Source organism: Nitrospinaceae bacterium (assembly GCA_018669005.1).
In the GTDB taxonomy this organism is placed as follows: domain Bacteria; phylum UBA8248; class UBA8248; order UBA8248; family UBA8248; genus UBA8248.
This window is the reverse complement of sequence record JABJAL010000064.1, coordinates 1-24,326: the sequence shown is the minus strand read 5'-3', so window position 1 is coordinate 24,326 and position 24,326 is coordinate 1. Positions and strand designations below refer to the sequence as shown.

The 24,326-nt window shown below is 53.4% G+C and carries 25 protein-coding genes; 21 read left to right on the top strand and 4 right to left on the bottom strand.

What is annotated here, in order from left to right:
- Positions 1-85: 85 nt before the first annotated feature.
- Positions 86-997 carry a pentapeptide repeat-containing protein gene (locus HOJ95_08550; GenBank protein MBT6394741.1) on the top strand — a complete coding sequence of 304 codons (912 nt, stop codon included), beginning with the start codon at positions 86-88 and terminating at the stop codon, positions 995-997.
- A gap of 51 nt (positions 998-1,048) precedes the next feature.
- Here HOJ95_08550 and HOJ95_08545 read toward each other — a convergent pair whose 3' ends face one another.
- Complete coding sequence (locus HOJ95_08545; GenBank protein ID MBT6394740.1) at positions 1,049-1,600, bottom strand: hypothetical protein; 552 nt, start codon at positions 1,598-1,600, stop codon at positions 1,049-1,051.
- 259 nt (positions 1,601-1,859) lie between these two features.
- Here HOJ95_08545 and HOJ95_08540 point away from each other — a divergent pair, with 259 nt between their 5' ends.
- From HOJ95_08540 to HOJ95_08525, 4 genes are all read left to right on the top strand, one after another.
- Positions 1,860-2,597 (top strand): SDR family oxidoreductase, encoded by a 738-nt coding sequence (locus HOJ95_08540; protein ID MBT6394739.1) that lies wholly within the window; start codon positions 1,860-1,862, stop codon positions 2,595-2,597.
- Between the two features lie 18 nt (positions 2,598-2,615).
- Positions 2,616-3,353: an SDR family oxidoreductase gene (locus HOJ95_08535; GenBank protein ID MBT6394738.1), complete on the top strand. Its 738-nt coding sequence runs from the start codon at positions 2,616-2,618 to the stop codon at positions 3,351-3,353.
- A 49-nt stretch (positions 3,354-3,402) separates the two neighbouring features.
- Positions 3,403-4,128, top strand: a complete 726-nt coding sequence (locus HOJ95_08530; GenBank protein MBT6394737.1) for a cyclase family protein — start codon at positions 3,403-3,405, stop codon at positions 4,126-4,128.
- A 173-nt stretch (positions 4,129-4,301) separates the two neighbouring features.
- Positions 4,302-4,805, top strand: a complete 504-nt coding sequence (locus HOJ95_08525; protein ID MBT6394736.1) for a flavin reductase — start codon at positions 4,302-4,304, stop codon at positions 4,803-4,805.
- Between the two features lie 136 nt (positions 4,806-4,941).
- Here HOJ95_08525 and HOJ95_08520 read toward each other — a convergent pair whose 3' ends face one another.
- Complete coding sequence (locus HOJ95_08520; GenBank protein ID MBT6394735.1) at positions 4,942-5,598, bottom strand: hemolysin III family protein; 657 nt, start codon at positions 5,596-5,598, stop codon at positions 4,942-4,944.
- Between HOJ95_08520 and HOJ95_08515 the strand changes: the two genes are divergently transcribed.
- The 3 genes from HOJ95_08515 to HOJ95_08505 all read left to right on the top strand — a co-directional run bounded on the left by HOJ95_08515 (position 5,510) and on the right by HOJ95_08505 (position 8,001).
- Positions 5,510-5,695, top strand: coding sequence for a hypothetical protein (locus tag HOJ95_08515; protein MBT6394734.1), 186 nt, complete (start codon positions 5,510-5,512; stop codon positions 5,693-5,695). The genes HOJ95_08520 and HOJ95_08515 overlap by 89 nt on opposite strands.
- Positions 5,696-5,857: 162 nt before the next feature.
- Positions 5,858-6,625: an HAD family hydrolase gene (locus tag HOJ95_08510; protein MBT6394733.1), complete on the top strand. Its 768-nt coding sequence runs from the start codon at positions 5,858-5,860 to the stop codon at positions 6,623-6,625.
- A 122-nt stretch (positions 6,626-6,747) separates the two neighbouring features.
- Positions 6,748-8,001, top strand: coding sequence for a CinA family nicotinamide mononucleotide deamidase-related protein (locus HOJ95_08505; protein MBT6394732.1), 1,254 nt, complete (start codon positions 6,748-6,750; stop codon positions 7,999-8,001).
- A gap of 161 nt (positions 8,002-8,162) precedes the next feature.
- Here HOJ95_08505 and HOJ95_08500 read toward each other — a convergent pair whose 3' ends face one another.
- Positions 8,163-8,537: a group 1 truncated hemoglobin gene (locus HOJ95_08500; protein MBT6394731.1), complete on the bottom strand. Its 375-nt coding sequence runs from the start codon at positions 8,535-8,537 to the stop codon at positions 8,163-8,165.
- A 238-nt stretch (positions 8,538-8,775) separates the two neighbouring features.
- Between HOJ95_08500 and HOJ95_08495 the strand changes: the two genes are divergently transcribed.
- The 13 genes from HOJ95_08495 to ftsY all read left to right on the top strand — a co-directional run bounded on the left by HOJ95_08495 (position 8,776) and on the right by ftsY (position 23,401).
- Positions 8,776-10,218, top strand: a complete 1,443-nt coding sequence (locus HOJ95_08495) for a peptidoglycan DD-metalloendopeptidase family protein (GenBank protein MBT6394730.1) — start codon at positions 8,776-8,778, stop codon at positions 10,216-10,218.
- Between the two features lie 15 nt (positions 10,219-10,233).
- Positions 10,234-10,743, top strand: coding sequence for a gamma carbonic anhydrase family protein (locus tag HOJ95_08490; GenBank protein ID MBT6394729.1), 510 nt, complete (start codon positions 10,234-10,236; stop codon positions 10,741-10,743).
- A 96-nt stretch (positions 10,744-10,839) separates the two neighbouring features.
- A complete protein-coding gene (locus HOJ95_08485) occupies positions 10,840-11,817 on the top strand; it encodes a hypothetical protein (protein MBT6394728.1) in 978 nt (325 codons plus the stop codon).
- A gap of 162 nt (positions 11,818-11,979) precedes the next feature.
- The gene (locus tag HOJ95_08480; GenBank protein ID MBT6394727.1) at positions 11,980-12,525 is read left to right on the top strand and encodes a hypothetical protein; all 546 of its coding nucleotides are present in this window, start codon (positions 11,980-11,982) and stop codon (positions 12,523-12,525) included.
- Positions 12,526-12,592: 67 nt separating this feature from the next.
- Entirely contained in the window at positions 12,593-12,775 is a 183-nt protein-coding gene (gene rpmF, locus HOJ95_08475; GenBank protein ID MBT6394726.1) for a 50S ribosomal protein L32, read from the top strand.
- A 23-nt stretch (positions 12,776-12,798) separates the two neighbouring features.
- The gene (gene plsX / locus HOJ95_08470) at positions 12,799-13,929 is read left to right on the top strand and encodes a phosphate acyltransferase PlsX (protein ID MBT6394725.1); all 1,131 of its coding nucleotides are present in this window, start codon (positions 12,799-12,801) and stop codon (positions 13,927-13,929) included.
- A gap of 30 nt (positions 13,930-13,959) precedes the next feature.
- Positions 13,960-14,946, top strand: a complete 987-nt coding sequence (locus tag HOJ95_08465) for a ketoacyl-ACP synthase III (protein ID MBT6394724.1) — start codon at positions 13,960-13,962, stop codon at positions 14,944-14,946.
- A gap of 173 nt (positions 14,947-15,119) precedes the next feature.
- Positions 15,120-16,004: an ACP S-malonyltransferase gene (fabD, locus tag HOJ95_08460; protein ID MBT6394723.1), complete on the top strand. Its 885-nt coding sequence runs from the start codon at positions 15,120-15,122 to the stop codon at positions 16,002-16,004.
- 142 nt (positions 16,005-16,146) lie between these two features.
- Positions 16,147-16,383, top strand: a complete 237-nt coding sequence (gene acpP, locus HOJ95_08455) for an acyl carrier protein (protein ID MBT6394722.1) — start codon at positions 16,147-16,149, stop codon at positions 16,381-16,383.
- Between the two features lie 91 nt (positions 16,384-16,474).
- Positions 16,475-17,701, top strand: coding sequence for a beta-ketoacyl-ACP synthase II (gene fabF, locus HOJ95_08450; GenBank protein ID MBT6394721.1), 1,227 nt, complete (start codon positions 16,475-16,477; stop codon positions 17,699-17,701).
- Positions 17,702-17,738: 37 nt separating this feature from the next.
- Entirely contained in the window at positions 17,739-18,500 is a 762-nt protein-coding gene (gene rnc, locus HOJ95_08445; protein ID MBT6394720.1) for a ribonuclease III, read from the top strand.
- A gap of 113 nt (positions 18,501-18,613) precedes the next feature.
- On the top strand, positions 18,614-22,237 hold the full coding sequence (gene smc / locus HOJ95_08440) for a chromosome segregation protein SMC (protein MBT6394719.1): 3,624 nt from the start codon (positions 18,614-18,616) through the stop codon (positions 22,235-22,237).
- A gap of 183 nt (positions 22,238-22,420) precedes the next feature.
- The gene (gene ftsY, locus HOJ95_08435) at positions 22,421-23,401 is read left to right on the top strand and encodes a signal recognition particle-docking protein FtsY (protein ID MBT6394718.1); all 981 of its coding nucleotides are present in this window, start codon (positions 22,421-22,423) and stop codon (positions 23,399-23,401) included.
- Between the two features lie 623 nt (positions 23,402-24,024).
- Here ftsY and HOJ95_08430 read toward each other — a convergent pair.
- Positions 24,025-24,326: hypothetical protein (locus tag HOJ95_08430; protein MBT6394717.1), on the bottom strand; the 302-nt coding region annotated here is incomplete at its 5' end.

Below are 24,326 nucleotides of genomic sequence, written 5' to 3'. Positions count from 1 at the left end.
ACAACCCTTAGCGCGACCCGCCGTTGAATCGCGGGAATTAATCCCGTAGATTGGTGAAATTCCATTTTTATATTGAGGCGGCGCGATGGACTCCCGGCTGAAAGACTATTTGAGTAACTTGAAGAATGACGAGAACAACGGCCTCGCTTTTTTTCTCATCATCGCTGTCGTAGTGGTGGCCATAGTCGGTTGGCTGTTGTACTTCATTCCGCAACTTCAAACTGCCAGCGTTACAACCGAAACGCTCAAACTTTCTTTCAATGCCGAAAACGAAGCCCGAAAGACCCTCGCGCAAATCTTCGGTGGCCTCGTGGCTCTCGTGCTTGTGTTTCTGGGTTGGCGGCGGGTGAAAGCCGCCGAGGAAAACGTCCGCGTCATGCAGGAGGGCCAGATCACCGAGCGGTTCACACGGGCGGTCGAGCAGTTGGGAGACGATAAGGTTCAGATTCGCCTCGGGGGCATCTACGCCCTTGAGCGCATCGCTCGGGACTCCCAAAAAGATCACTGGACGATAATGGAAGTCCTTACTGCCTTTGTCCGGGAGAGTGCGAAGTGGGATGAGATGACGGAGAGCCTTCCTGATCTAGAAGTTCCAAATTTGCCCATTGACATTCAGGCCGCGCTGACCGTCATCGGGAGGCGGGAGCTTGCCCATGAAGACGAAAATACGCCCCGCCTCGATATACATGGAACAGTTCTCTCCAAGGCTGAATTAGAGAAAGCGAACTTCAGCGGCGCGAACTTCAGGGTGGCAGGTTTGTTTAGAGCAAATTTCAGTAAGGCGAATCTTGGCGAGGCTGACTTAAGTCTTGCGGCCCTCAGTGAGGCGAAACTTATCGGGTCCAACCTCAGAGAGGCAAACCTCTTCAAGGCTAGGCTGATCAAGGCGGATTTTACCGAGGCGGATCTCAGCGAGGCGGACAATCTAACCAGAGAGCAAATCGATTCGGCGATCACCGATGAAGATACGAAGCTGCCCGATTATTTGAAGTTTTGATGGATTGAGGTCCGGCGAGGCGGGGCATTGAGTCGATTGAAAAGCTAGAGTTTAAGGTGCAGGAGTCGGGGGGAGGGCTAGAGTAGATTGGACAAGAAAAACAAAAGCGAGAAGCGCGAAAAGTGCTGGAACGATTACATCCAAAAACCACAACCTGATTCTCACAGACCGGTTAATGTTTGCTGAGTTGATAATCTGAAGAGCGCTTATCGCGGCTTCTGACCACCTATGTCTTTCTTCTTTTTCATTTGTTAATTCTGACGGTCTGGGGGGGGAGGTTATTTTCTCCGTGATAGCTTTGACATTTGCATCCGGAAAGTCACTCGCTATTTTTAGTCGAAGTGACTCCCATTCCATTTCTTTGATTTTTATCTCGTCGATTAAAATCCAAAAGTAAGATGTCGCTTGGTACAGGATGGCGATTGCCAGCAGAATGAATATCGTTTTTGGGGAGGCGGTGATTTCAATGCCATCGAATATCTTCACCAATTTTACATTCACACCCTTGGTGGTCAATAAAATCCCGACGACGGAGACCGACAATAAAAACCGCTTTGATTTTCTTGTTGCCTCAGTAAAATTGATGTTTCCTGCATCCTGCACGATCACATCTCCTTGCCCGGCTAGGTTTGTCTAAGCTTACAACAAACCTTCAAATACACCAAAAACAGCAAACAGTTTTAACCGTTCGGCACGTTTCCTGATTGCAAGAGGTGAGCTGCCTGTTCTCAGCCCGGCCAGCTTTCGAAATTGACCCTTTTGAGGCGGCCCCCCATTCGTTGACAACCCTTGGCACCCAAATCTACCATGCGGCATCTGAAAACCTTCTTTTCTCTCATCCTCGACCGGGTGCGGTGTGTAAATGGCGCAGGAATTTAGCGGGAAAGTGGTCGTTATCACCGGGGGGGCTGGCGACATTGGCCGGGTGGCGGCGGCGCGGTTTATTGAGGAGGGCGCGCGGGTCGTTTTGCTCGACTCTGATGAGGTGGGGCTGGAGCGGGTGGCGGGCGAGATTAAAGGCGCCAGCGCTAAGCGGATTGATGTGACGGATTTGGAAAACGTCGAGGCCGTTTTTAGCGCGGTTTTTGCCGAATATGATGGCATCGATGTTCTGGTGAATTGTGCGGGGATTTACCGGCACGCTGGGGTGCTGGAAATGAGTGCAAAAGAGTGGCACGAGACGCTGGACGTGAATTTAACGGGCGTTTTTGCGGCCTCTAAATCAGCAGGCGCGCTGATGATCAGGGAAGAAACCGGCGGCGTTATCGTGAACATGGCCTCCACCGCCGCAAAGAGGGGCAACCCGCAACATTCTCATTACTGCGCCTCAAAGGCGGGGATTGTCGGTTTCGGGCGGGCGCTGGCGATGGAGCTTGCGCCAAGGGTGCGCGTGAACGCGGTGGCGCCGGGCGTTATCGAATCGCGTATGAGCGCCGATATGCCAGGTGAGCGGCGGGTAAGCTGGATGGGCCAGGTTCCCCTTGGCCGATTCGGATTACCCACAGAAGTGGCCGAGGCAATTTTTTTTCTGGCGAGCGATAGGGCCTCCTACATCAACGGGGCCGTTTTGAATGTAAACGGCGGGATGTGGATGGATTGAGCTGGCGGCGGGGTGTAAATGGCACTGGAATTTAGTGAAAAAGTGGTCCTTATCACCGGCGGGGCAGGAGACATTGGCCGGGCGGCGGCGGCGCGCTTTGCCGAGGAGGGCGCGTGGGTCGTTTTGCTCGACACCGATGAGGTGGGGCTATCCCGCGCGGCGAGCGAGATTAAAGGCGCTAGCTACCGGCGGGTTGATGTGACGGATTTGGCGGATGTCGAGGCTGTATTTAGCGCGGTTTTTGCCGAGTTTGATCGCATTGATGTTCTGGTGAACGGGGCGGGGATTTACCGGCACAGTAAGGTGCTCGACATGAGCATGGATGAGTGGCGCGAGACGATGGACGTGAACCTTACGGGCGTTTTCGCGGCCTCGAAGGTGGCGGGCGCGTTGATGATGGCACAAGAGCCCGGCAGCGTGATTGTGAATCTGGCCTCGGTGGCCGCGAAAAGAGGGAGCCCCCTTCACGCCCATTATTGCGCGAGCAAGGCGGGCCTTGTAGGTTTCAGCCGGGCACTGGCGATGGAGCTTGCGCCACGGGTTCGGGTGAACTCGGTGGCGCCGGGCATAATTGAGGGCCGCATGATTGCCAGCATGATGGCCGAGCGGGGCGAAAGCTGGCGCGCACAGATTCCATTGGATAGATTTGGAACGCCTGCGGATGTGGCCAAGGCGATTTGTTTTTTGGCGAGCGATAGAGCGTCGTACATTAATGGCGCAGTGTTGAATGTAAACGGCGGGATGTTCATGGATTGAGTATCCCCCGTTATTGTGTGGCGTAAATTTTTTAAGAGAGGAAACGAATATGGCGCAGATGACGAACTATAAGAACCACGAGGTTGTGGACCTCACCCAGGAGATTTATCAGGGCCAGCCCGTTTTTGTCGGCCACCCCGACACCTGGCGCTGGACGAACATGACCCACGAGGAGAGCGCGGCGGGCGGGCGCTTTAAGAGCGAGATGAGCTACTACTGCGGTATTTTGCAGGTGTGCGAGCACGGGCCAACCCACGTGGACTCGATCAGCCATCTCGACCCCGCGCCCGACGCGATGAACATCGATCAGATGGGCATGGAGTTTTTCTACTCGCGCGGCCTCGCAATTGATTTTGAGAATGTTGAGGATAACGCCCTTATCACCGCAGATGACGTGAAGCGTCGCCTCGACCACTACAAGATGGAAATTAAGCCGGGCGATACGCTCTGCTACACCTACGGGCACTACAAGCGGCATTTCCCCAAGAAAACCTACACGAGCCACTACGCGGGATGGACGCGCGAGGCGGCCGAGTATGTCTACGGCGAGTGCGGGGCGATGAACGTTGCCACCGATGCGCCGAGCATGGATGAGGCCAACAGCCCCGAGTATCCGTGCCACCTTGTTTGCCGCGAGCTTGGCCGCACGAACACCGAGAATCTAAGGAACATTGAAGAGGTGGTGGGCAAGGAGTTTCTCTACATCGGCATGCCGCTCCTGATTCGTGGCGGCTCGGGCTCGCCCTGCCGCGTGGTGGCTGTTCTGAACGCATAGGACACACAGTGCCCTCTGGGCGGGCGTTGGTTTTTTGTGCACCGCGCCTCCGGGCGGCATAAGGCGGAATTTTTTCAAGATTTTTCTAGGGAAGAGAACCACGCCGGGGGTAGGTTCCCATCGGGGGACCTCCCGCCCGGGGCTTTCCCATCCTTCACATTGAGGAAGATTCGATGAGCATTGATCCAAAGGAGCTCCGCAACACGATGGGCAAGTTTGCCACCGGGGTGACGGTTGTTACTGCCGATAACGCCGGGGCGCGGCGGGGGATGACGGCAAACGCGTTTTCATCGCTCTCGCTCGACCCGCCGATGGCGCTGGTGTGTGTCGATAACAAGGCGAGTTTTCTGGGCATCATCCAGGGCGCAAAAAAATTCGCCATCAACTTTTTAGCCGAGGACCAAAAATCAACCTCGGACTGGTTCGCCGGAAAAGGCCGCGACGCCGAGGATCAGTTTGCCGACATCGCAAATGAGGCGGGGGAGAACGGGGCGCCGATTATTTCGGGGGCGCTGGCTACCTTAGAGTGTGAAACCCACGAGGAGCTTTCGGGCGGGGACCACGTTATTGTCGTGGGGCGCGTCACGCGCATCATATCGAGCGAGGCGCTTCGCGCGCCGCTTCTTTTCTATGCGGGCGCCTACCGGAAGATGGACATGGACGGGACGTACGAGTAGGGCGAAGTTAATTTTCAAAAAGGTATTATTCAGAAGGTATTAAAGGGCGCCCCTTCGGGGGTGCCTTTTTTTTTGAGCGGCCTGTAGTTGTTGCTGCTGGCGGCTGGCGTTGTCTGCCGCTATCGCCGTCTCGGGCTCAAGCGGCGTACCACATGATGGCGATGTAGTGGCAGGTGGTGCCTGCGATGACGAGCAGGTGCCAGATGAGGTGGTTGTAGGGAATCCGTCTGGCGGCAAAAAAACCGACGCCCACCGTGTAGGCGATGCCGCCTGCAAATATCCAGAACAGCCCCCAGGGGGGAAAGTTCTGCCAGATGGGCTTGATGGCGATGACGGCGAGCCAGCCCATCGCGAGATAGAGGCACACCTTGTAGATGATGGAGCGCAGGCGGCCTGTCCAAAGCAGCGTGATGCCAGCGGCGGCAAGGGCCCAGACGGCGGTGAGGAGTGTCCACCCCCAGACGCCGCGCATTGCGCCGAGCATGAACGGGGTGTAGGAGCCTGCGATCATGAGAAAGATGGCCGTGTGGTCGAGGTTATCGAAGAGGCGTTTTCCCCAGCGCCGGGGCAGGGCGTGCGAGAGGGTCGAGGCGAGGTAGAGCAGAATCATCACGGTGGCGAACACTGTCGCGCCGAGCGTGTGCGTCTCGTTGCCACTCTCGATGGCCGAGTAGACGAGCACCGGGCCGGCGGCCAGGGCGGCAATGAACGCGGCGCCGTGGCTTACGCTGTTGGCAAACTCCTCGCGGGTGGTTGGCTCATGCTCGTCCCAGTTGATGGCGCTCTCGCGCATGCGCGTTTTCCTTTGGTGGAGCCAGGGAGGCTCGTTTCAGTTGCCAGCGGCGGCTATTCTAGATCATATTCATCTAGGATTAAAGAGTATGAAATAAATTTCCCCAGCCGTGTATTCTCCTCGCGCTACTTTCTAGTGTCGTTTTTTTCTCCCCTGTGTGAGGCAGCCCGAGAGGGGGAGCCAGCGCGTTTTTCTTGTGATATGAAAGATGGGCCTGTGATGGATAGCGGGCGCTTTTTTTGTTGCCGGGAGGGTGTCTGTGCCGAATTTTCGCGCGGTGGTTTTCGATCTTTTTGACACGCTGGTGGATTTCAACCCCGAGCTGATCCCCGTGGTTGAGATTAATGGGAAATCAGAGCGCACCACTTCGATCAACGCCTACGAGGCGCTGGTGGAAAATGACTACCCCGTCCCCTCGTACGAGGAATTTCATCGCCACTGGATCGAAACCTCCAAAGAAGTGTGGGGCGAGCGCGACCGCGACCCTGATCACCGTGAGGTGACATCGCGGGCGCGGTTCATGAAATTCACCGAGCGGCTGGACTCGCTGCCCTCCGAGCAGCGCGAGGCGGCCGCCGTGGTCGCGATGGAAACCCATATGGAGCGGTTGATCAGTTCAACCGATTTCGATGAGGCGCGGCTCGCCATGCTCGGGCAGATTCGAGAGGCCAGCCTTCGCGTCGGGTTGATAAGCAATTTCGACAACACCGAGGCGGCGCATAGGCTTTTAGGTCGCACCGGGATAGATGCTTATCTGGAAGCCACGCTCGTCTCGGGCGAGGTGGGCTATCGCAAGCCCGCGAGCCGGCTTTATCTCCAGGTTGCAGATGTGCTCGGAGTGGCGCCGGGCGAAGTGCTTTTCGTGGGGGATAATTTCGAGTGCGATGTGCTTGGCCCCCGGAGCGTCGGGATGCCCTCGGCGTGGCTAAATCCCAATGGCGGCCCTCCCCCGGACGGGGCGGCGCCTCCTGATTATGAGATAAAAAATTTACTGGATGTTCTTAAGATTTTGAATCTGGACGCGTAAAAAGACCAAGGAAAAGGGGCGCGCAGAATCGGCTCTCGCGCCTTGTGCCCGCATCGCCTCTTCCATAAGATGCGGTTTCCTTAATTCGTTAAATGACCTCCCACCCATGGAAGGATTTTGAAATGTCAGAGCCAGTACGCGCAGAAATCGTCGCCATCGGCACCGAAATGCTGCTGGGCGATCTTATCGATACGAACAGCGCTTTTATCGCCCAGCAGTTAAAGGCGGTTGGTGTGAACATGTATTTCAAGACGATTGTGGGAGACAACCTGGACCGCATTTCGTTTGCCATTGGCCAGTCCCACGATAGGAGCCAGGTGGTCATCACCTCGGGCGGGCTCGGACCCACGGTGGACGACCTGACCCGCGAGTGTGTGGCGCGCGTGATGGGCGTGGAGCTGGAGTTTCGCCAGGAGCTTTATGACTACATCGAAAAATATTTCGTGCGCCGCGGCTTTAAGATGACGGAGAACAACCGCAAGCAGGCTTTCGTTCCCCAGGGCGCCACGGTTATTGAAAACCCGCGCGGGACGGCGCCTTGTTTTTATTGTGAGGATGAAAAAGGGCTTATCATCGTCGCCCCGGGCGTGCCCGTAGAGATGCGCTACATCATCGGGGAGCGGGCGATTCCGATCATCCAGGAGAAATTCGATCTTGGCGAGGTAATCAGAACACGCGTGCTCAAGACCTGCGGGCTGGGCGAGAGCCGGGTGGATCTGATGATAGGCGATCTGTTCCGCGAGTCGAGGAACCCGAGCATTGGGGTGCTGGCGCATCCCGGGCAGGTGGACGTTCGCATCACGGCCCGCGCCGAGAACATCGAGAAGGCCGAGGAGATGATTGACGTTCTCGACGTGAAGGTGCGCGAGATTCTGGGCTCGGCAATCTATGCCGTTGGTGAGGTTACGCTCGACCAGGTGGTCGCCGAACTTTTGGGCGAGCAGAAAAAAACGATTGTGGTGGTCGAAACAAACACAGGGGGCGCTGTTTTGCAGCGTCTTGCGGCCTGGCCCGAGCGGGTGGATTTCCTCCGGCGCGGTGTCGTGGCGATGGACCCAGCCGAGCTGGCGCGAATGTACGATCTGCCCTTGGGCAGTGAGCCTGGCGGCGAGGATTTTGCCGAGGCGCTGGCAATTAAGGCCGCCGAGGAGGCGGGTGCGGACATCGGGCTGGTGGTGATGGGCCCCAACCCCCCGCCGAACATCGAGCCCGAGCATAGCCGCACCGCACCGGCGCAAGGGACGACCCACTTTGCGCTGTCGGTGGGCGGCAAAATCAAGAAACACGATGGGATTTTCGGCGGCAACGAGCGATTTATTCAATCGCGGGTGCCCATGTTTGCCCTCGATCTGGTCCGGCAGGCGCTGGTGGAGTAAAGCGCGGGCTGGATAGAGTTGGAATCTGAGTTCTTTTTACGATTCAGATCCAGAGGGCGAATAGGTGTAATTCGACTGGTCGCAGAATGATAAAAAAATACCCCCCTCCAGCATGGAGAGGGGTATTTTTTTCAAAGGGAATGAATGTTTTAGGTATTTATCTAGGCCTCGACGATATCGTCTTTCAGGCTCAAGACAAATGCGACGACATCGTCACATTCTTGCTGGGGAACCTGTAGGGCTTTCATCGTTTCGCCCGCATGTCCAAGGAATACGTTCCAATCACTTTCACTGATTCCCATGCCGACATGTGTAATCTTCATATCCCGGCCAGTGTAGTGAAGCGGCCCGCCGGCACATGAGCACAAAAAATCAATCAAAAGTTGTTTTTCTCTCGCAATGCCGTCGTCTCCGCGGTTTTGCCAGAAACGGGCTAATTGAGGGTCTCCCTGGAGGCGCGGGAGCAAATCACTGCAAAATCCTGTGATGCCATCATAGCCACCAAGGCGAGCGTAGAGCGATGATTCTTGATTCATTGAATTTCTCCTGGTTGTTCTTGTAACGCAGGTTTCTTTAGAAACGGTGCAATGAAGGAATGGCCACCGGCGGGATTGTGTAGCACTACTATTCATTTATCAAACGCCGAGTTCTTTTTCCTTGCTTGATCCCGTAACTCCTGATAGTGTAATGGTTTAGTCGGTAAATGCTCAAGTAGGTTATTGGTATTTGCCGGATTCACCTGTGCTCCGCCCGGGCATAAGGTAATAAATATCAATGGTTTATAGATTGGGCGACCGCCCACCAGCAGATAGTTCGAATCCTGTCGTGAAAGATTCCGAGCAGATAAAATCCGGAAAGGTAGGATCCGGGCGCTATGGCTGGCTCCTTGCCGTGCTTTTTGCGCTTCCGGTAGTTCTTGCGGGCTGTCAGTACCTGCAGGAGAGCTGGGAGGCGATGAGAAGCCCTGAAACCTGGCAATCGAGCCAGGGCGATAAGGGGCGCATTCAGGGGGGAAGCGCGCTCAAACCACCCGTCAAGCTCCCCAGAGGGGTGGGATTGCCAGCGGATGCCCTTCCCGATGGCCCTACGTTGGCTACCCAGCGGGACCGCTTCAGGCCCAACGATTCTGTTTTTGCCGTTCTTGCCGCCAATGGGCTTGAGCGAGATGAAATTTTTAGGGTTCTTCGCGCAAGCAGGTCCGTTTATTCGCTCTCCCGCATTGGGGTGGGAAATCGCTACGAGTTGGCGGCAGTCGGAAAAAAGGTGCATCGGTTCCTGGTTCAGGTGGATAGTGAGCGCCGCCTCCGCGTGTATCGAACCAAGAGAGGCCCCCTTCGGGCGCGGCTTGAACTGATTCCCTACGATGTTGAAAACGTTCGCGTGAAGATGAAGCTTCAGGATTCTCTTTTCGGGACAATTAACCAGGCGGGCATTCCTCTTGCCTATGCGGTGAAGCTGAACGAAATATTCGAGTGGGTGGTCGATTTCCACAAGGGAATGAAGGGCGGCGAATCCATCGAGCTATTAATTGAAAAGCGATCGCTGGATGGCTACCCGGCGGGGCTGGGACGGATACTGGCTGCCCGGATCGAAGGCGGGGGCAAGAAACACGCCGCGGTTTTGTTCGACAGCGGCTATGCGACCTACTACACGCCGGAGGGGGAGACCCTTAAGCGGGCGTTCCTCAAGTCGCCTCTCAAGTACACCCGAATTAGCTCTCGTTTCACAAGAAAGCGATTTCATCCGATTCTCAAGCGCTACCGGCCCCATCTAGGGGTGGACTATGCGGCGCCAAAGGGGACGCCGGTTCGCTCGGTTGCGGACGGGGTGGTTGCCTCGGCGGGTTGGAAGGGGGCGGCCGGCAAGATGGTCAAGGTGCGCCACAGCCGTGGTTATGTTACTTCATACCTGCATTTGTCGAGGATTGGCCGCGGGGTCAGAAGCCGGGCGCGGGTCAGGCAGGGTCAGATTATCGGTTTTGTGGGCTCGACAGGATTATCGACGGGGCCGCATCTCGATTTTCGCATCAAGCGTAACGGGGCTGCGCTGAATCCGCTTTCGGCAAAACTGCCTGCGGGCGAGCCGGTGCCGAAAAAATATATAGCGGCGTTTCGGCGGGTGGCGCGGGAGCGCATCATAGAGATAGAGACGGCGCAGTTTTTTGGGGCGAAGCCGGAGCTGGCCTCGGCAGGTGTGGCAGCCCAGCCTTTAAACTAGAGGATATTTCGAAGGATGTATTTACCCTACGAGGGGAAGCTCCCCAAGGTGCACGAGAAGGCATGGATCGCCGAGACGGCGGTGATTATCGGTGATGTGGAGATTGGCGAGGACAGCAGCGTTTGGTATGGGTGCGTTCTTCGCGGCGATGAGATGCACATCCGGGTGGGTAAGCGAACCAATATTCAGGATTTATCTCTTCTTCATATCGAGGGGGGAAAATCCCCCTGTATTCTCGGGGACGATGTTTCTATCGGGCACTCGGCGATTGTCCATGGTTGCGAAATTAAAGACGGTGCGCTTATCGCCATGGGCGCAATTATCTTGAACAATGTGGTGGTTGGAGAGGGGGCGGTCGTTGGCGCGGGGGCGCTGGTGCCCGAGGGCAAGGAGATTCCCCCGAACACGCTTTGGATGGGCACGCCAGCGAAATTTGTGCGCGAGTTGAGGGACGATGAGCGGGAGCGTTTTAAGCGAACGCCCCAAGTGTACGCCAGCCTCAAAGAGCGTTATCGAAACGGGTAGGTCTTTTTTGTAGATTCTTGATGTTAAAACTTCGTTTGTCCAAATTCGATTTATCCAAGTCTGATTTGTCCAAATTTCATTATGGGTATGACTGTGATGGATAGCGGTAAGGGTGCGCCCCGCCTGGCGGCGGTGGTCGATTTGGGAACGAATGCGGCCCGCCTGGCAGTGGCAGAGCTGGATAGCTCGGGTGCGCTGGTCTCTCGCGGAAGGTGGCGCGAGCTGATTCGCCTGGGCGAGGGGGTGGCCTCAAGCGGGGCGCTCTCGGAGGCGGCCATGGCCCGGGGCATAGAGACGCTTGAGCGATTTAGGAACATTGCCGAGGAGATGGGGGTGGATATCATCGAGGCGGTGGCGACGAGCGTTTTGCGGGAGGCATCGAATGGCGAGGCATTTGCCCGTGAGGTGAGGAAGTTGGGCGTGCCCCTTCGGGTGATTTCGGGCGAGGAGGAGGCCAGGTTGTCGCTGGCGGGTGTGATAAGTACCCGGGCCCAATGGCCCGCCGGGCGCTCTGGTGAGCGGCCCGATAGGAAACCTGACGAGAGGGCAAATGAGTCCCTGGTCTTTGACATTGGCGGCGGGAGCCTTGAGCTGACACACGAAAAAGAAGGTAAGATGTTGAAAACGTGCAGCTTAAATGCTGGTGTGGTCTATCTCACCGAGGGCCACCTTAGGGATATCCCCACCCCAAAGGCCCAGGTCGAGGCCTGCGCGAGAGATATGAGCGACATGTTGCACTCAATGCCGCTCGCTCCTCCCGACGTCCCGCTCATTGGCTGCGGCGGAACTGTCGCCCTGGCGGGGTTCGTGAGGGAGGAAAAAGACCGTAATCAGGGCATAAACGGCGTTTTTATCGAGCGCGGCGAAATTGGGTCGTGGGTGGATAGATTCGCCGCCCTCGACATGACAGGGCGAAATTTGTTGCCCGGCTTCGAGCCTGGGCGCGAGGATATCGCTCTTGCGGGCCTGATCGTTGTCAGGGAAATACTCAGGTGGGGAGGCTACGAAACCCTACGCGTGTCCACCGGAGGGGTACGGGAGGGTTTGTTAAAGAGGCTTCTTTTGAGAGAATAATGTAATTACAATAATATCAGCTATCTATATGCTTTTTTAGAGATTTTTTTCCGAAATTATTGATTGACACATGCCTAGATTGATCCCTATAGTCTCATGGCTTGCCGCCCTCAGGAGTTTTCTCTCTGAGCTTGACTCCCACGTTGTTTCCGGGAGGTTAAAATGTTAAATGACCTGAGATATAAGCTCGATCAGATTCCCAAGACGGGGATGAAAATTGATCTTGTGGTTGCTGTAGAGCGTTTAAATCTTGAAGATGAGAGTTGGCCCCCTCTTTCGGATGTGAAAATAGAGGGTATGCTGGAGCGAACTGGCGAGAAAGAAGCCGTTTTTGAAGGTCGCGTATCTGGTTCTTTTTTGGTGGAGTGCTCGCTAGGTCTTGCTCAAGTAAAGATTCCTGTTGAAGATGAGCTTACTGTTTATTTTCAGCCGCTGGCGCCATATGAAATTGATTCGGGCGATGGTGTTGAATTAGGAGAAAGAGATTTAGAGGTTTATTACATCGAAAATGATGAGGTGGATCTTTCAAGTCCGCTTCGGGATCAGCTTGGCCTGGCAATACCGATTCAACCCAAGTGTCCGGATAAATGTATGGGAGATGAGCCTGAGTTGTGCCAACGGCTTGAGGAAGGTAACGGAGTTGGCACGGATTCAGAAATTGACCCAAGGCTGGCCGCTTTAAAGGAATGGGGAAAAGTCGAAAGCTGATAAGTTGAGCAGTCGTTTTTAAAACGATTGCCTTTTTTAGATTCATTTTAATAGGAGGCGTTCCATCATGGCTCTGCCCAAAACTCGTCATTCTCAGACAAGAGGGCGCAAGCGTAGGACACACTGGAAGGTGGCCAAGCCTGCCGTGGCAGTGTGTTCGAACTGTGAAGCACCTGTGTTGCCGCATCGTTTATGCACTACTTGTGGCTTCTACAAGGGGCAAAAGGTTTTGGCTGTCCAAGAAGCCTGAGATAGTAGCTCAGGGGTGCTTTCATGAAGATTGCTGTTGATGCAATGGGCGGGGATCACGCACCTTCGTTAATTATAGAGGGCGCGGTACTCGCATACAAAGAGTTGGGCATAGAATCAATTCTTGTCGGAATACCCGAGAGTATTGATTCTGAACTCTCCCGCTTGGGTGCGCGTGGTTTGCCGTTTGAAATTCGCGAAGCCACCCAAGTGATTGAGATGGGTGAGGTCCCCTCGAAAGCTTTGAAATCAAAACCAAACTCTTCGATGCGTGTTGCTGCCGAATTAGTAAAAAAAAGTGAGGCGAGCGCCGTATTTAGCGCGGGAGATACGGGAGGCGCATTTGCCGTCTCTTTGCATGTGCTTCAAAGAATGAAGGGTGTTTTGAGGCCTGCCATTGCAGCACTCATTCCCACCCTCAAGGGGTTTAGTATCATGCTCGATGTCGGAGCAAACTTACTTCCCAAGGCGCAGCACCTGTTCCAGTTTGGGGTGATGGGTCAAATATACTCCGAGCTTGCCCTGGATACGCCCTCGCCCTCTGTCGGACTTCTTAACGTTGGAGGAGAGGTTTCAAAAGGTACTGATGCCCTCAGGACAGCTCATGGTCTGTTTGCAAAAAGTGATTTGAATTTCATGGGAAATGTTGAGGGAAGCATTATTTTTCAGGGCAATGTGGATGTTATTGTCTGCGATGGCTTTTCGGGGAATGTGGCGCTCAAGGTTAGTGAAAGTCTAAGTGAGATGCTTACCACCCTTCTCCGGGAGGAGGTTACACACTCGGTTCGAAGTAAAATTGGGTATATGTTCCTCCAAAACGGCTTGAAATCCATGAAGAAGAGGACGGATTATTCTGAATATGGTGCGGCGCCGCTGCTAGGGCTAAACGGTCTGTGCATGATTGGGCACGGACGAAGTACGGCGAAAGCGGTTAAAAATGCTTTGAGGGCTACGGACCAATTGGTGAAAAAGCAATTAAACGGTAAGATACAAAGCGAAATAGACAGGCAGTTGTCATTACAAAGAAGCTCTGAGCCCGGTTGGCGCCTTTGGGATCAAATCCGTGAGGGTATTTTTCATCCAGGTGAATCGAGTGAATCATCGGAAGAAGGGCAATCTTCCGATGATAGCGAAACGAATCTGACACAAAAGTAAAAGCATTCCCGCCCAATTCAGGTGTAAAATATGACTCATTCGGTCATTCTTGGGACCGGCTCCTACGTTCCAGATGAAGTTCTTGCAAATTCTGACCTCGAAAAAATCGTTGACACAACGGATCAATGGATTTTTGATCGTACCGGGATCCGTGAGCGCAGGGTTGCGCAGCCCGAGGCCGCAGCGTCTGACCTCTCCCTCCCGGCTAGCCAGCGTGCTCTCGAGGCGGCCGGTATGGATCCAAAAGAAATTGACCTTATAATTGTGACAACGCTGACGCCGGATTCCTTGTGTCCTTCTACGGCTTGTTGGCTCCAGGCGGAAATTGGTGCAGAACGTGCGGCGGCTTTTGATATGAACGCGGCATGCTCGGGGTTTGTATACGGTGTTCAGGTAGCCGATGCGTATATTCGCTCAGGCCTCAAGAAAAATGTTTTAGTGGCCTCTGTGGACCTTATGACGCGCACTGTTAATTGGAAGGACCGTGGAACTTGTGTCCTATGGGGAGACGGTGCCGGGGCGGTAATCATGGGCCCGGCGGAAAATGGCCAAAAGGGAATTATCGATACATACACTTACAGTGATGGTAAGGATGCGGATAAAATTCTCATCATAGGAGGAGGCACAAAACTTCCTCCCATGCGCACGGAAGATATCGAGTCGGATGCCCATACGATAAAGATGAAGGGTCAAGAAACATTCAAAACTGCGGTACGTCATTTTAGCAATGTATGCGCTGAGGCACTTGAGAAAAATAATATGACCGTGGATGATATAGATGTTTTTATTCCGCATCAGGCCAATATAAGGATTATTGAGGCGGTAGCTAAGCGTCTGAAGTTGTCGATGGATAAGGTCGTAGTTACGATAGATAAATATGGTAATATGTCCTCTGCCACGATTCCGGTAGCTTTGGATGAGTGGGTAAGGGAGGGGAAAATCCAGCGTGGTGATAATGTCCTAATGGCTGCCTTTGGTGGGGGGTTCACTTGGGGCGCCGCTCTGGTTGAATGGTAGTCCTATCAGAAAAAAAACTCATAAACAGTCTTCCGCCCGAAATGCCGCTTTTTCATTTATATATTTCTCAGCTTGGTTTTTTTGCCAGGTAATTTGAGAGATTTGGAGAGATCGTCTTGAGTTCCAGCAGAGTAGCTTTCCTGTTTCCAGGCCAAGGCTCACAGCATGTGGGGATGGGAAAGGATTTCTATGATCGTTTCTCATTCGCCAGGGAAACCTATGAGATGGCAAATGATATCTTGGGATGGGATATCGCCAAACTCAGCTTTGAAGGCCCCAAGGATGAGTTGACCCTGACTTCGAATACCCAGCCCGCTATCATGATCCATAGCTACATTGCTCATACTTTGTTAACCGAAAATGGGGTGAGCCCGGTATTGGCGATGGGCCATAGTCTAGGGGAGTATTCTGCGTTACTTGCGGCGGGGGGGCTCGATTTTTCGACTGCGCTATATTTGGTAAAAGAGCGGGGTGAATTTATGCATAAAGCGGTCCCTCAAGGTGGTGGCGCCATGGCTGCGTTGTTAGGCTTGGACCGGGAGGTTGTGGAATTAGTCTGCATGGAGACAGATGGTGTTGTCGAGATTGCAAACTATAATGCCCCTGGACAAATTGTTATTTCGGGAGAGCGCACGGCGGTAGAAGAGGCGGTTGCGCTAGCCAAGGACAAGGGAGTTCGTAAGGCTGTGATGCTTCCCGTCGGTGCGCCATTTCATAGCTCGCTACTTCAGGAGGCGGCCGAGCGGATGAGTGAGGTGCTCGACTCCGTGGAATTCTCTGATCTGTCGATTCCTATTTACTCGAACGTGACGAGCCAGCCGGTCCATGATTCTAATGAGGCCCGTGAACTTCTCAAAAAACAGGTTCGCGCTGCTGTTCGCTGGGAGGACTCAGTTCGTTTGGCGAGTCAGGAAAATGTCAGTGCCTATATCGAGGTAGGACCTGGAAAGGTTCTTTCGGGGCTGAACAAGAGAATCGCCAGGGATATTCCTGTTTTTAATGTCGAGGACGAGGAAAGTTTGAAAAATACTCTGACGAAGATAGCGGAACTTAATTAGTCAGATTTGTATAGGGGAATGCTTGTTGAGATTTGATTGCATTTTATGTAAGGATTCCACGGGTTATGGGTCTTTAGGGAGTTAACTCTGTATATCCCTCGGGAAGATTGTCGGGGGAATATCGCGACAGGGAGGATGTTCTGTGGCGGATAATGTCGAAGAAAGAGTAAAAGAAATAATTGTGGAGCAGTTGAGTGTTGAGGCAGACAAGGTGGTTCCTGAAGCATCTTTTATCAATGATTTGGGTGCGGATTCTTTGGATACCGTCGAACTTGTAATGGCTTTTGAAGAAAAGTTCGGTCTTGAAATTCCAGATGAGGATGCAGAAAAGATCACTACGGTTCAGCATGCTGTCAGTTACATAGAGGAACATAGTTGATCTAGATTTATGTATTCCGCTCGAACGTTAACGGGAAAAATGTTGGAGAATATTGAAGGTGCCTAGCGATATTCGTGTTGTCATCACCGGCATGGGTTTGGTAACCCCTCTTGGTATTGGTATCCAGGAAAATTGGGACGCCCTGGTGGGGGGAAAGTCAGGTGTAGGCCCCGTAACGGGGTTTAATGCCGAGCGGTTGCCTGCGCAAATATGCGGTGAGGTGAAGGATTTTAATCCTGAAGACTACATCGAGCGAAAAGAAATCAAGAAAATGGATAGGTTCATCCAGTTCGTTATGGCGTCCACTAAAATGGCTTTTGATGATGCTGGACTGGAAAAGCCAGATGATGAGGTCGCTCACCGCTATGGCGCGGTAATCGGTGTCGGGCTAGGCGGATTGCCGGCGATTGAAAAGCATAAGAAAATTCTTGAGGAGCAAGGGCCGAAACGGTTGAGCCCGTTTTTTATCCCAATGTTGCTGGCGAATCTGGCCCCCGGCCAGGTTTCGATGCATTGGGGGCTGAAGGGTCCGAACACCTGTACCGTTACAGCATGCGCATCTAGTAATCATGCCATAGGCGATGCAATGAAATTCATTCAAAGAGGAATTGCCGACGTCATGGTGTCGGGAGGCAGTGAATCGTGCATCACGGAATTGGCTATGGGTGGTTTCTGTGCGATGAAAGCGCTCAGTACGCGTAATGAGGAGCCGGAGCGTGCCAGCAGGCCATTTGATGCAGAACGAAATGGTTTCGTTATGGGCGAGGGCTCTGGTGTACTAATCCTTGAGAGCTACGAGCACGCTGTTAAGCGTGGTGCGAGGATTTATGCCGAAGTGTCGGGTTATGGTCTTAGCGCCGACGCTTACCATATCACCTCACCCTCTCCCGACGGGGAAGGGGCTGCCCGCTCCATGGAAATGGCCATTCAGGATGCCGGGCTCACCCCAACGGATGTCGATTATATCAATGCCCATGGAACCTCGACGCCGGGCGGTGATAAAATTGAAACGGTGGCGATAAAACGCGCCTTTGGTGAGCATGCCAACAAAATTGCTATTAGTTCGACTAAGTCGATGACCGGCCACCTTCTCGGTGCGGCTGGCGGCATTGAGTCAATATTCACGGTGCTGGCCATACAAAACGGGCTAGTGCCGCCGACCATCAATTACGAAAATCCTGATCCAGATTGCGATCTGGATTGTGTTCCAAACACCCCCCGTAAGGCGGAAATCCGCTGTGCCCTCACGAACTCCTTCGGATTTGGCGGGACGAACGCAACGATCCTCTTCCGAAAACCCGAAACGGAAGCCGCGTAAAGACCCGAAGCCTAAAGCCGCCGGGCGCCCCAAAAAAGTGGCGTCTAAAAAGCGTGGTGTGCCAAATACCCCCCAAGGGCCCCCTGTTCCTCCGTTGGAAGAATTGGAGCAAAAAATCGGCTATGGCTTTTCCGATAGCCAGATATTCCTCCAGGCGCTAACCCATCGATCTTACTCTCAAGAAGTGATCCCGCCGGAGGAGGATAATGAGAGGCTTGAGTTCCTGGGTGACGCTGTTCTTCAGTTGATCGTTACAAAACGATTGTGGATCGAATTGGTTAAGGAGGATGAAGGCATTTTGACGCGTCGCCGCTCTGAGAAAGTTAGCGGCCGTGCCCTGGCTAAGGTCGCTCGTGCGATGGGTTTAGCCGATTTTCTCCGGTTGGGAAAAGGGGAGTTGAAAACCGGGGGACGCCAAAAACCTTCTATTTTGGCGGATTCCCTTGAGGCCATCGTGGGCGCGATTTATCTGGATGCCGGATATGAAAGGTGTGCCGAGGTGGTGGAATCGTGGCTATGGCGAGCACCGGAGGATGGTGAGGACGATATTCTGGCGAATGATTACAAGAGCAATCTTCAACAAGAACTACAGCAAAAAAGTAAGCGCCTGCCCGTTTATCATGTGTTGAGCGAATCTGGCCCTGAGCATAATAAAATTTTCAGGGTTGAGGTCCGCCATGGGGGGCGGGTATTGGGGACGGGGCAAGGCAGAAACAAAAAAGAGGCCGAACAGGCCGCTGCCCGGCAATCAATTTTAGCCAAAAGTGAAACAAAAGGTCGCCCGAAATCAACCAAATGATATGTTTTTATGGGCTGGCTCCCTTTGCGCAGTCTACTAGATTCTGCTAGCTTAAATACTCCTTCCGCCCTGATTTTTCAGATATAGCTCTGTCGCCTACTGAGGAATCTGACTTGAAATTCAAGCGCATTGAAATGTTGGGATTCAAGTCCTTTGTGGACAAAACCGTCATCGAATTCGGTGGAGATTTAACAGCGATAGTTGGGCCTAATGGTTGCGGGAAAAGTAACGTTAGCGATGCCATTCGTTGGGTTTTGGGGGAGCATCGCCCAAAAAATCTTCGTGCGAAAAAGATGGAAGATGTCATTTTTAATGGTAGCGCCGATAGAAAGCCTTTAGGGATGGCTGAAGTGTCGCTGACTATTTCCGAACTCAAGGGAATTGTCACACATCCTCAGTTCAAGGATTTTGACGAGCTTGTTGTCACGCGTCGTCTCTATCGCTCGGGTGAGAGCGAATATCTCATAAACAAAAACTTGTGCCGACTTAAGGATATTGTCGATATATTCCTTGATACGGGGGTTTCTCTCGATACATTCTCGATTGTAGAGCAAGGAAGAATAGAAGGTCTCGTCAACGCCAAGCCGATGGATCGTAGATTGATCATCGAAGAGGCGGCCGGAATTATGAAATACAAAAGCCGGCGCAATGAGGCAATGAGAAAATTGGATCTTGCTCAGGCAAACTTTTTGCGGGTTGTCGATATTCTGAATGAAAAAGAGGCTAGGCTTAAAACTCTCCGCCGTCAGGCCAGAAAAGCCACATTCCATAAGGAATATCAAAAAGAGATCGTTGAGTTGGATATTCGTGTCTCGGCTATGAATTTGCTTCGACTGGATACGGAACTAGAACCGACGGAGAGTGAATTTTCTAAATGTGATGAATTGAGCAAAGGCCATTCGGCGGCTTTTTCGGCCAGGGAAGCTGATCGCGAAAAATGTCGTATAGAGGTTGCCGAGCGCTCTGAGAATCTTGCCGAAACCCGGCGGCGGGCAGTGGAAGTAGAAGGGTATCTTCAGCGCTTGGAAAATCGCCTTGAAATGCTATCCAGTCGGCTTACCGAACTCGACGAGGAGGACGAACGCCGCCGCGATGAAATAGAGTCCCTCTTCGATGAATCAACGAAACTCAAAGAAGAGCATGAGCAGCTGACAACTCGGGAAGTGTCTTTGTCTCGGGAGTTAGAAGAGGCTAGGGGAGCATATGAAGCCAGCGCAAAAAAGATAAATGATCAGCGGACCGAGTTAGCTTCCAAGGAGGTCGAAGAGGGCGAATCCAGGAAATTGATTGCTCGAGAGACGGATGCTCTTAGTGGTGCACGCCAGAGAATTGCATCGGGTGATTCCCGCCGAGGAGCAATTTCAGAGTCAATCGAGCGCCTTGAGGTTGAACTAGCAGAGGCGGTTCGGCTCGGTGATGAATTGAAAGTAGAGGAAGAGTCCCTTGCTGGTCGTCTCCAGGTAGCTACCTCCAAAGTGGAATCCTTGAAAGAGAGGATGCTTGTTGTTTCCGGTGAGAAATCCCGTATCGAGGCATTGTTGCGTGAATGCGAGGTCGATTCGGTTGCCACGAAAGAGGCGCTTGTTGAATTTCGGTCGTCTCTTCAGGTGCTAAATAGTCTAGAAAGTAATGATTCAGACAAGTTTGCTGGCGAGAAGGCGTTTCGTGAGCTTGGAGTGGAAGTTCGTGGTGTATTGTCCGACATTCTTAAAGTTGAGCAACGCTACGAAAAAGCGATTGAAGCGGCGCTTGGTGCCAATCTCAAGGGCGTGGTGGTATCGGGTCATGATAGCGCAGTCTCTGCAATCAAGCGCTTGGTCTCCTCTGGCCAATCAGCCAGAGGGTTGGCTCTCCCCGCTGTTCCTCGAAGAGTTTCTTCCCCGGTAATTCCTAAACTTTCCGGAGTTGAGGGGGGCGCTATCGATGTGGTGAGTTTTCCGGACGATTATCGCTCTCTTATGGAATCGCTGCTTGCCGGAGTAGGCATCTCGCAAAATTTGGATTTGGCTCTTGAGGCATGGCGTTCTGGGCCCGATGGAATCACCTGGGTCACTTTATCGGGAGAAGTTGTGCATCCCTCGGGTGCCCTTGAGGGGGGTAGCGCCTCGGACGCCCTATCGGGGCCACTGGAATGGAAACGCCAGCGAGAGGAGCTTCAACTATCTACATCTGATCATGAAGTTAAGTTGCAGGTTTCCTCGGACAAAGAGCGCCGCTACCGCGAAGAATTAGGACAGGCAGAAGAGGAAGTAGAAAGAGTAACTCGAAATGTACGTCAGGCAGAGTTGGCTCTTGTCGAACTGCAAGGGACGCATCGTGCATCTGGCGATAAAAATGCCGATTCGAGAACGCGTTGCGGAACGATTAGGGAACAGGGTGCTCAGATGCGAGAAGAGTTGGTTCATATCGAGAATGATCATCGCGAGGCGCAAGCTGAGGCGTCAAGAGCGTCGGTGTCACTTGATAGTGCGGCTATTCGTGGTGCTGAGATCGAGAATGAACTTGCGCGTGTCGGCGAGCTTATAGCCCGATTGGAGGAAGAGGTATCAGATCGCCGCGTGGATTTAACAGAGGCGCAAGGTAGGGCGGCTAGTGTCAAAAATGAAATCCAACGGATTGGTGATGGGATAGAGCAGAACGTTGTTCGGTTGGCTCGGAGGAAAGAGGAGGAAGAGGATTCTTCCCAAAAGCGCGAGAGTCTGAATTTGAATCTCACACAGAGCCGTGATGAAATTGAGCGGCTCAAGGAAGAAAAAACAGAAGTTGAGGCAGAGCAAGGGGCTCGCTCTCGCCTTGTTGAGGAAGCGCGAGCCCGAGACGAGGAACTGGCCGAAATATTGAGAGAAATGCGCGATGAGGCTGTTCGGATTCAAGGAAATCTCTCCGATGTGGCAGAACGTCGCACAACCCTCCGCGTTCAGCGCGAAACTTTGATTGAATCGGCTCGAAATGAATTTGACCTCGACCTGGTCGTATCGGCACAAGAGAACAAGGAATATCTTGCCGACTACCAGGAGCATGTCAACAGACTTGAAATGCTTCAACAGCGGCTTTCTCGAATGGGTGAGGTGAATCCTCTTGCCGCGCAGGAATTTGATGAGATCAATCAAGAGTATACTTTCCTCAAAGAGCAACAAGAAGATCTTGACGCATCCATCCAGGATCTACATACAATAATCGACAAATTGAACCAAACGACGAAAAAACGATTTGTCGAGGCATTTGAGCAGGTGAGTGCCCATTTCGCCGATATCTTCAGCCGGCTGTTTCTTGGGGGAGAGGCGCGCATGTATCTTCTCGACCCCAACGATCCGTTAGAAACAGGTGTAGATATCGAGGTGCGACCACCGGGCAAACGCCCGGGCAATATCATGTTGCTCTCGGCAGGGGAAAAAGCATTAACCGCGCTAGCTCTCCTCTTCTCGGTTTTTTCGGTTAGGCCTAGTCCTCTCTGTCTACTCGATGAGGTGGATGCCACTCTCGATGATGCGAACGTGGGCCGTTTCCGCGATGTGATTGGGGAGCTTGAGGATAAGAGCCAGTTCATTCTTATCACCCATAACAAGCGGACAATGTCGTATGCTACACAGTTGTATGGTGTTACTCAGCGGGAAAAAGGAGTATCCATCATTGTATCGGTGAAGATGAAAAAGCAGTCTGAAGACGAGGAGGTCTCTGATAAGGAAGGCTCTGAGGGCGAGGCAGTAGGCGCGGCAATGGAGGCCGAGGAAGCCTAACCCATTGGTGCGCAAACTAAAAAAATACGGTATTACGGAACCCCCGCAGAGTAGCCATATGGCTTTTAGGCGGGGGTTCTTTGTTGATGAGGAATTGTCCGGAGGTGATGTCTGGTGGTTTTTGGATTTAGAAGAAAAAAATCGGATGATAGTCCGTCTCAAGTAGATAATTTCAAGGGTGTCCTGCCCGAGGTCCAATCGAAGACGACTGCGAGCAGGAAAAAAGCGAGGGTTAGCAGCGGCTGGCTCGGGCAGCTGAGAAAAGGCCTTACGAAAACGAGGGACTCTCTTGCCAGCAGGCTGGGAGCCGTTCTAGCGGGAAAATCCCGCCTCGATCCGGAAACCATAGAGGAGCTTGAAGAAATCCTCTACATGGCCGACATCGGACCAGTTACGGTTGAGTCTACTCTCGAAAAGCTTCGCCGCGGAGAAGGAGGGGGCGAGAGTGCAGCCGAGCGTGTTCAGGATATTCTTTGCTCTCTACTTGAAAACCCCTCTAAACCGCCGCCGCCTGAGCCCGAGGCACCTACCGAGGGCGAGCCCCGTGTCGTTCTCCTGGTTGGCGTTAACGGAGCGGGAAAGACCACTACTGCTGGAAAACTAGCTGCCCGCCTCTCCTCGGAGGGGCAAAAAGTAATGTTTGCCGCTGCCGACACTTTCCGTGCGGCAGCCGGCGAGCAGGTCGAGGTTTGGGCAGAGCGAACGGGCTGCCACTTTGTCCGCCATTCGGAAGGCGCCGATCCCGGTGCCGTTGTCTACGATGCTATCGCCTCGGCCCGGGCTCGAGGGGTGGACACCCTTCTCGTTGACACTGCAGGTCGCCTCCACACTCGGAAAAACCTCATGGATGAGCTCGTCAAGATTCGCCGTGTCACCGAAGGCCAGCTCCCAGGGGCACCCCACGAAATCCTCCTCGTCATCGACGCCACCTCTGGCCAGAACGCCCTTGCCCAGGTTCGCGAATTTGGCGCAACCATGGGCGTCACAGGTCTCGTCGTCACCAAGCTCGATGGTTCGTCCAAGGGAGGTGTCCTCATCGGCGCGGTGCATGAAAGCGGAATTCCCGTCCGCTGGATAGGTGTGGGCGAGGGCACAGAGGACCTGCTGCCCTTTGACGCCAAGGCCTTTGCCGAGGCCCTCTTCGGGACGGAGGAGCCAGAGTAGAGCTGCCCCACGTCTGAGGCGTCCGCCTGAGCCCACCTGCCTGCCCCCCCGTTTGACTGCAACATGCCGCACATAAGATATAACTAATATAAAAACAATTACTTGAACTCGAACATCGGCCCACTGTTCACCGCCCCGCAACTTGAACTCGCACATGAGTCCGGTTTTTTTCCGCCGATCATTGAATCGAATTAACCGCGTACCTCCCTGCACTTTGGCGGCATTTGCTGTGGTCGGCGCCCCTCCCGCGCCCACCTCATGGCCACCCACGCCTCGCTCATAGTACAAAGGCCGCTTCACTTCTCACTCAGCGTCACCTCGCTTCTCACTCGGCGTCACCTGTTGCTCACTTGGAGCCACTCATTCCTCGCTCAAAGTTTCCCTGCCAATCATTTCATAATATTAGGTATTATTATAATTTAGATAGATAATGTAAGTAGATTGGCTATTTTATCTTTATTATTTTGTGTGCTCAGGTTATATTCTCCCCGTCCAATAAGACCCGCCCAAATGCTATTCCTCGATATCCTGGATCAGGCGCAATTGCGGGGACATAACCGCGCCCAGATTATCTTTGAATTCGCTCAAAAGTAAGAAGTCAAAGTGTTCGAATCTAAATTTTTTTAACGAAGCAGCATCAACCAACCGGAGGTAGTTGTTTTGAAGAAACGAATCTTATCCATCGCCGCCGCGGTTTTTGTCGCCGCGGCCCTGCTCGTACCGGCATCGGCCCAGGCCGCGCCGTCATCGAGCGGTGCGTCGAACGGCCTTGCCCCGCGTCTCGCGGCCCTAGAGGAGTTTGTCTCTTCGCAGGCCTCGCTCATCGCGCAGCTACAGAGCGCCCTGTCGGCTGAAATCGCAAGGGCCCAGGCCGCCGAAGGAGCGAACGCCACGGCAATTGCCACTGAAGCGTCCGCCCGCGCAG

Coding starts and splice junctions, on each gene's coding strand:
- HOJ95_08490 (MBT6394729.1), top strand. CDS start 10,234: ATGTATTTACCCTACGAGGGGAAGCTCCCCAAGGTGCACGAGAAGGCA.
- fabF (MBT6394721.1), top strand. CDS start 16,475: ATGGGTTTGGTAACCCCTCTTGGTATTGGTATCCAGGAAAATTGGGAC.
- HOJ95_08500 (MBT6394731.1), bottom strand. CDS start 8,537: ATGAATCAAGAATCATCGCTCTACGCTCGCCTTGGTGGCTATGATGGC.
- rpmF (MBT6394726.1), top strand. CDS start 12,593: ATGGCTCTGCCCAAAACTCGTCATTCTCAGACAAGAGGGCGCAAGCGT.
- HOJ95_08505 (MBT6394732.1), top strand. CDS start 6,748: ATGTCAGAGCCAGTACGCGCAGAAATCGTCGCCATCGGCACCGAAATG.
- HOJ95_08530 (MBT6394737.1), top strand. CDS start 3,403: ATGGCGCAGATGACGAACTATAAGAACCACGAGGTTGTGGACCTCACC.
- HOJ95_08465 (MBT6394724.1), top strand. CDS start 13,960: ATGACTCATTCGGTCATTCTTGGGACCGGCTCCTACGTTCCAGATGAA.
- HOJ95_08485 (MBT6394728.1), top strand. CDS start 10,840: ATGGATAGCGGTAAGGGTGCGCCCCGCCTGGCGGCGGTGGTCGATTTG.
- HOJ95_08515 (MBT6394734.1), top strand. CDS start 5,510: ATGAACGCGGCGCCGTGGCTTACGCTGTTGGCAAACTCCTCGCGGGTG.
- plsX (MBT6394725.1), top strand. CDS start 12,799: ATGAAGATTGCTGTTGATGCAATGGGCGGGGATCACGCACCTTCGTTA.
- HOJ95_08525 (MBT6394736.1), top strand. CDS start 4,302: ATGAGCATTGATCCAAAGGAGCTCCGCAACACGATGGGCAAGTTTGCC.
- HOJ95_08550 (MBT6394741.1), top strand. CDS start 86: ATGGACTCCCGGCTGAAAGACTATTTGAGTAACTTGAAGAATGACGAG.
- HOJ95_08535 (MBT6394738.1), top strand. CDS start 2,616: ATGGCACTGGAATTTAGTGAAAAAGTGGTCCTTATCACCGGCGGGGCA.
- fabD (MBT6394723.1), top strand. CDS start 15,120: ATGGGAAAGGATTTCTATGATCGTTTCTCATTCGCCAGGGAAACCTAT.
- HOJ95_08520 (MBT6394735.1), bottom strand. CDS start 5,598: ATGCGCGAGAGCGCCATCAACTGGGACGAGCATGAGCCAACCACCCGC.
- HOJ95_08480 (MBT6394727.1), top strand. CDS start 11,980: ATGTTAAATGACCTGAGATATAAGCTCGATCAGATTCCCAAGACGGGG.
- HOJ95_08495 (MBT6394730.1), top strand. CDS start 8,776: ATGGTTTATAGATTGGGCGACCGCCCACCAGCAGATAGTTCGAATCCT.
- HOJ95_08540 (MBT6394739.1), top strand. CDS start 1,860: ATGGCGCAGGAATTTAGCGGGAAAGTGGTCGTTATCACCGGGGGGGCT.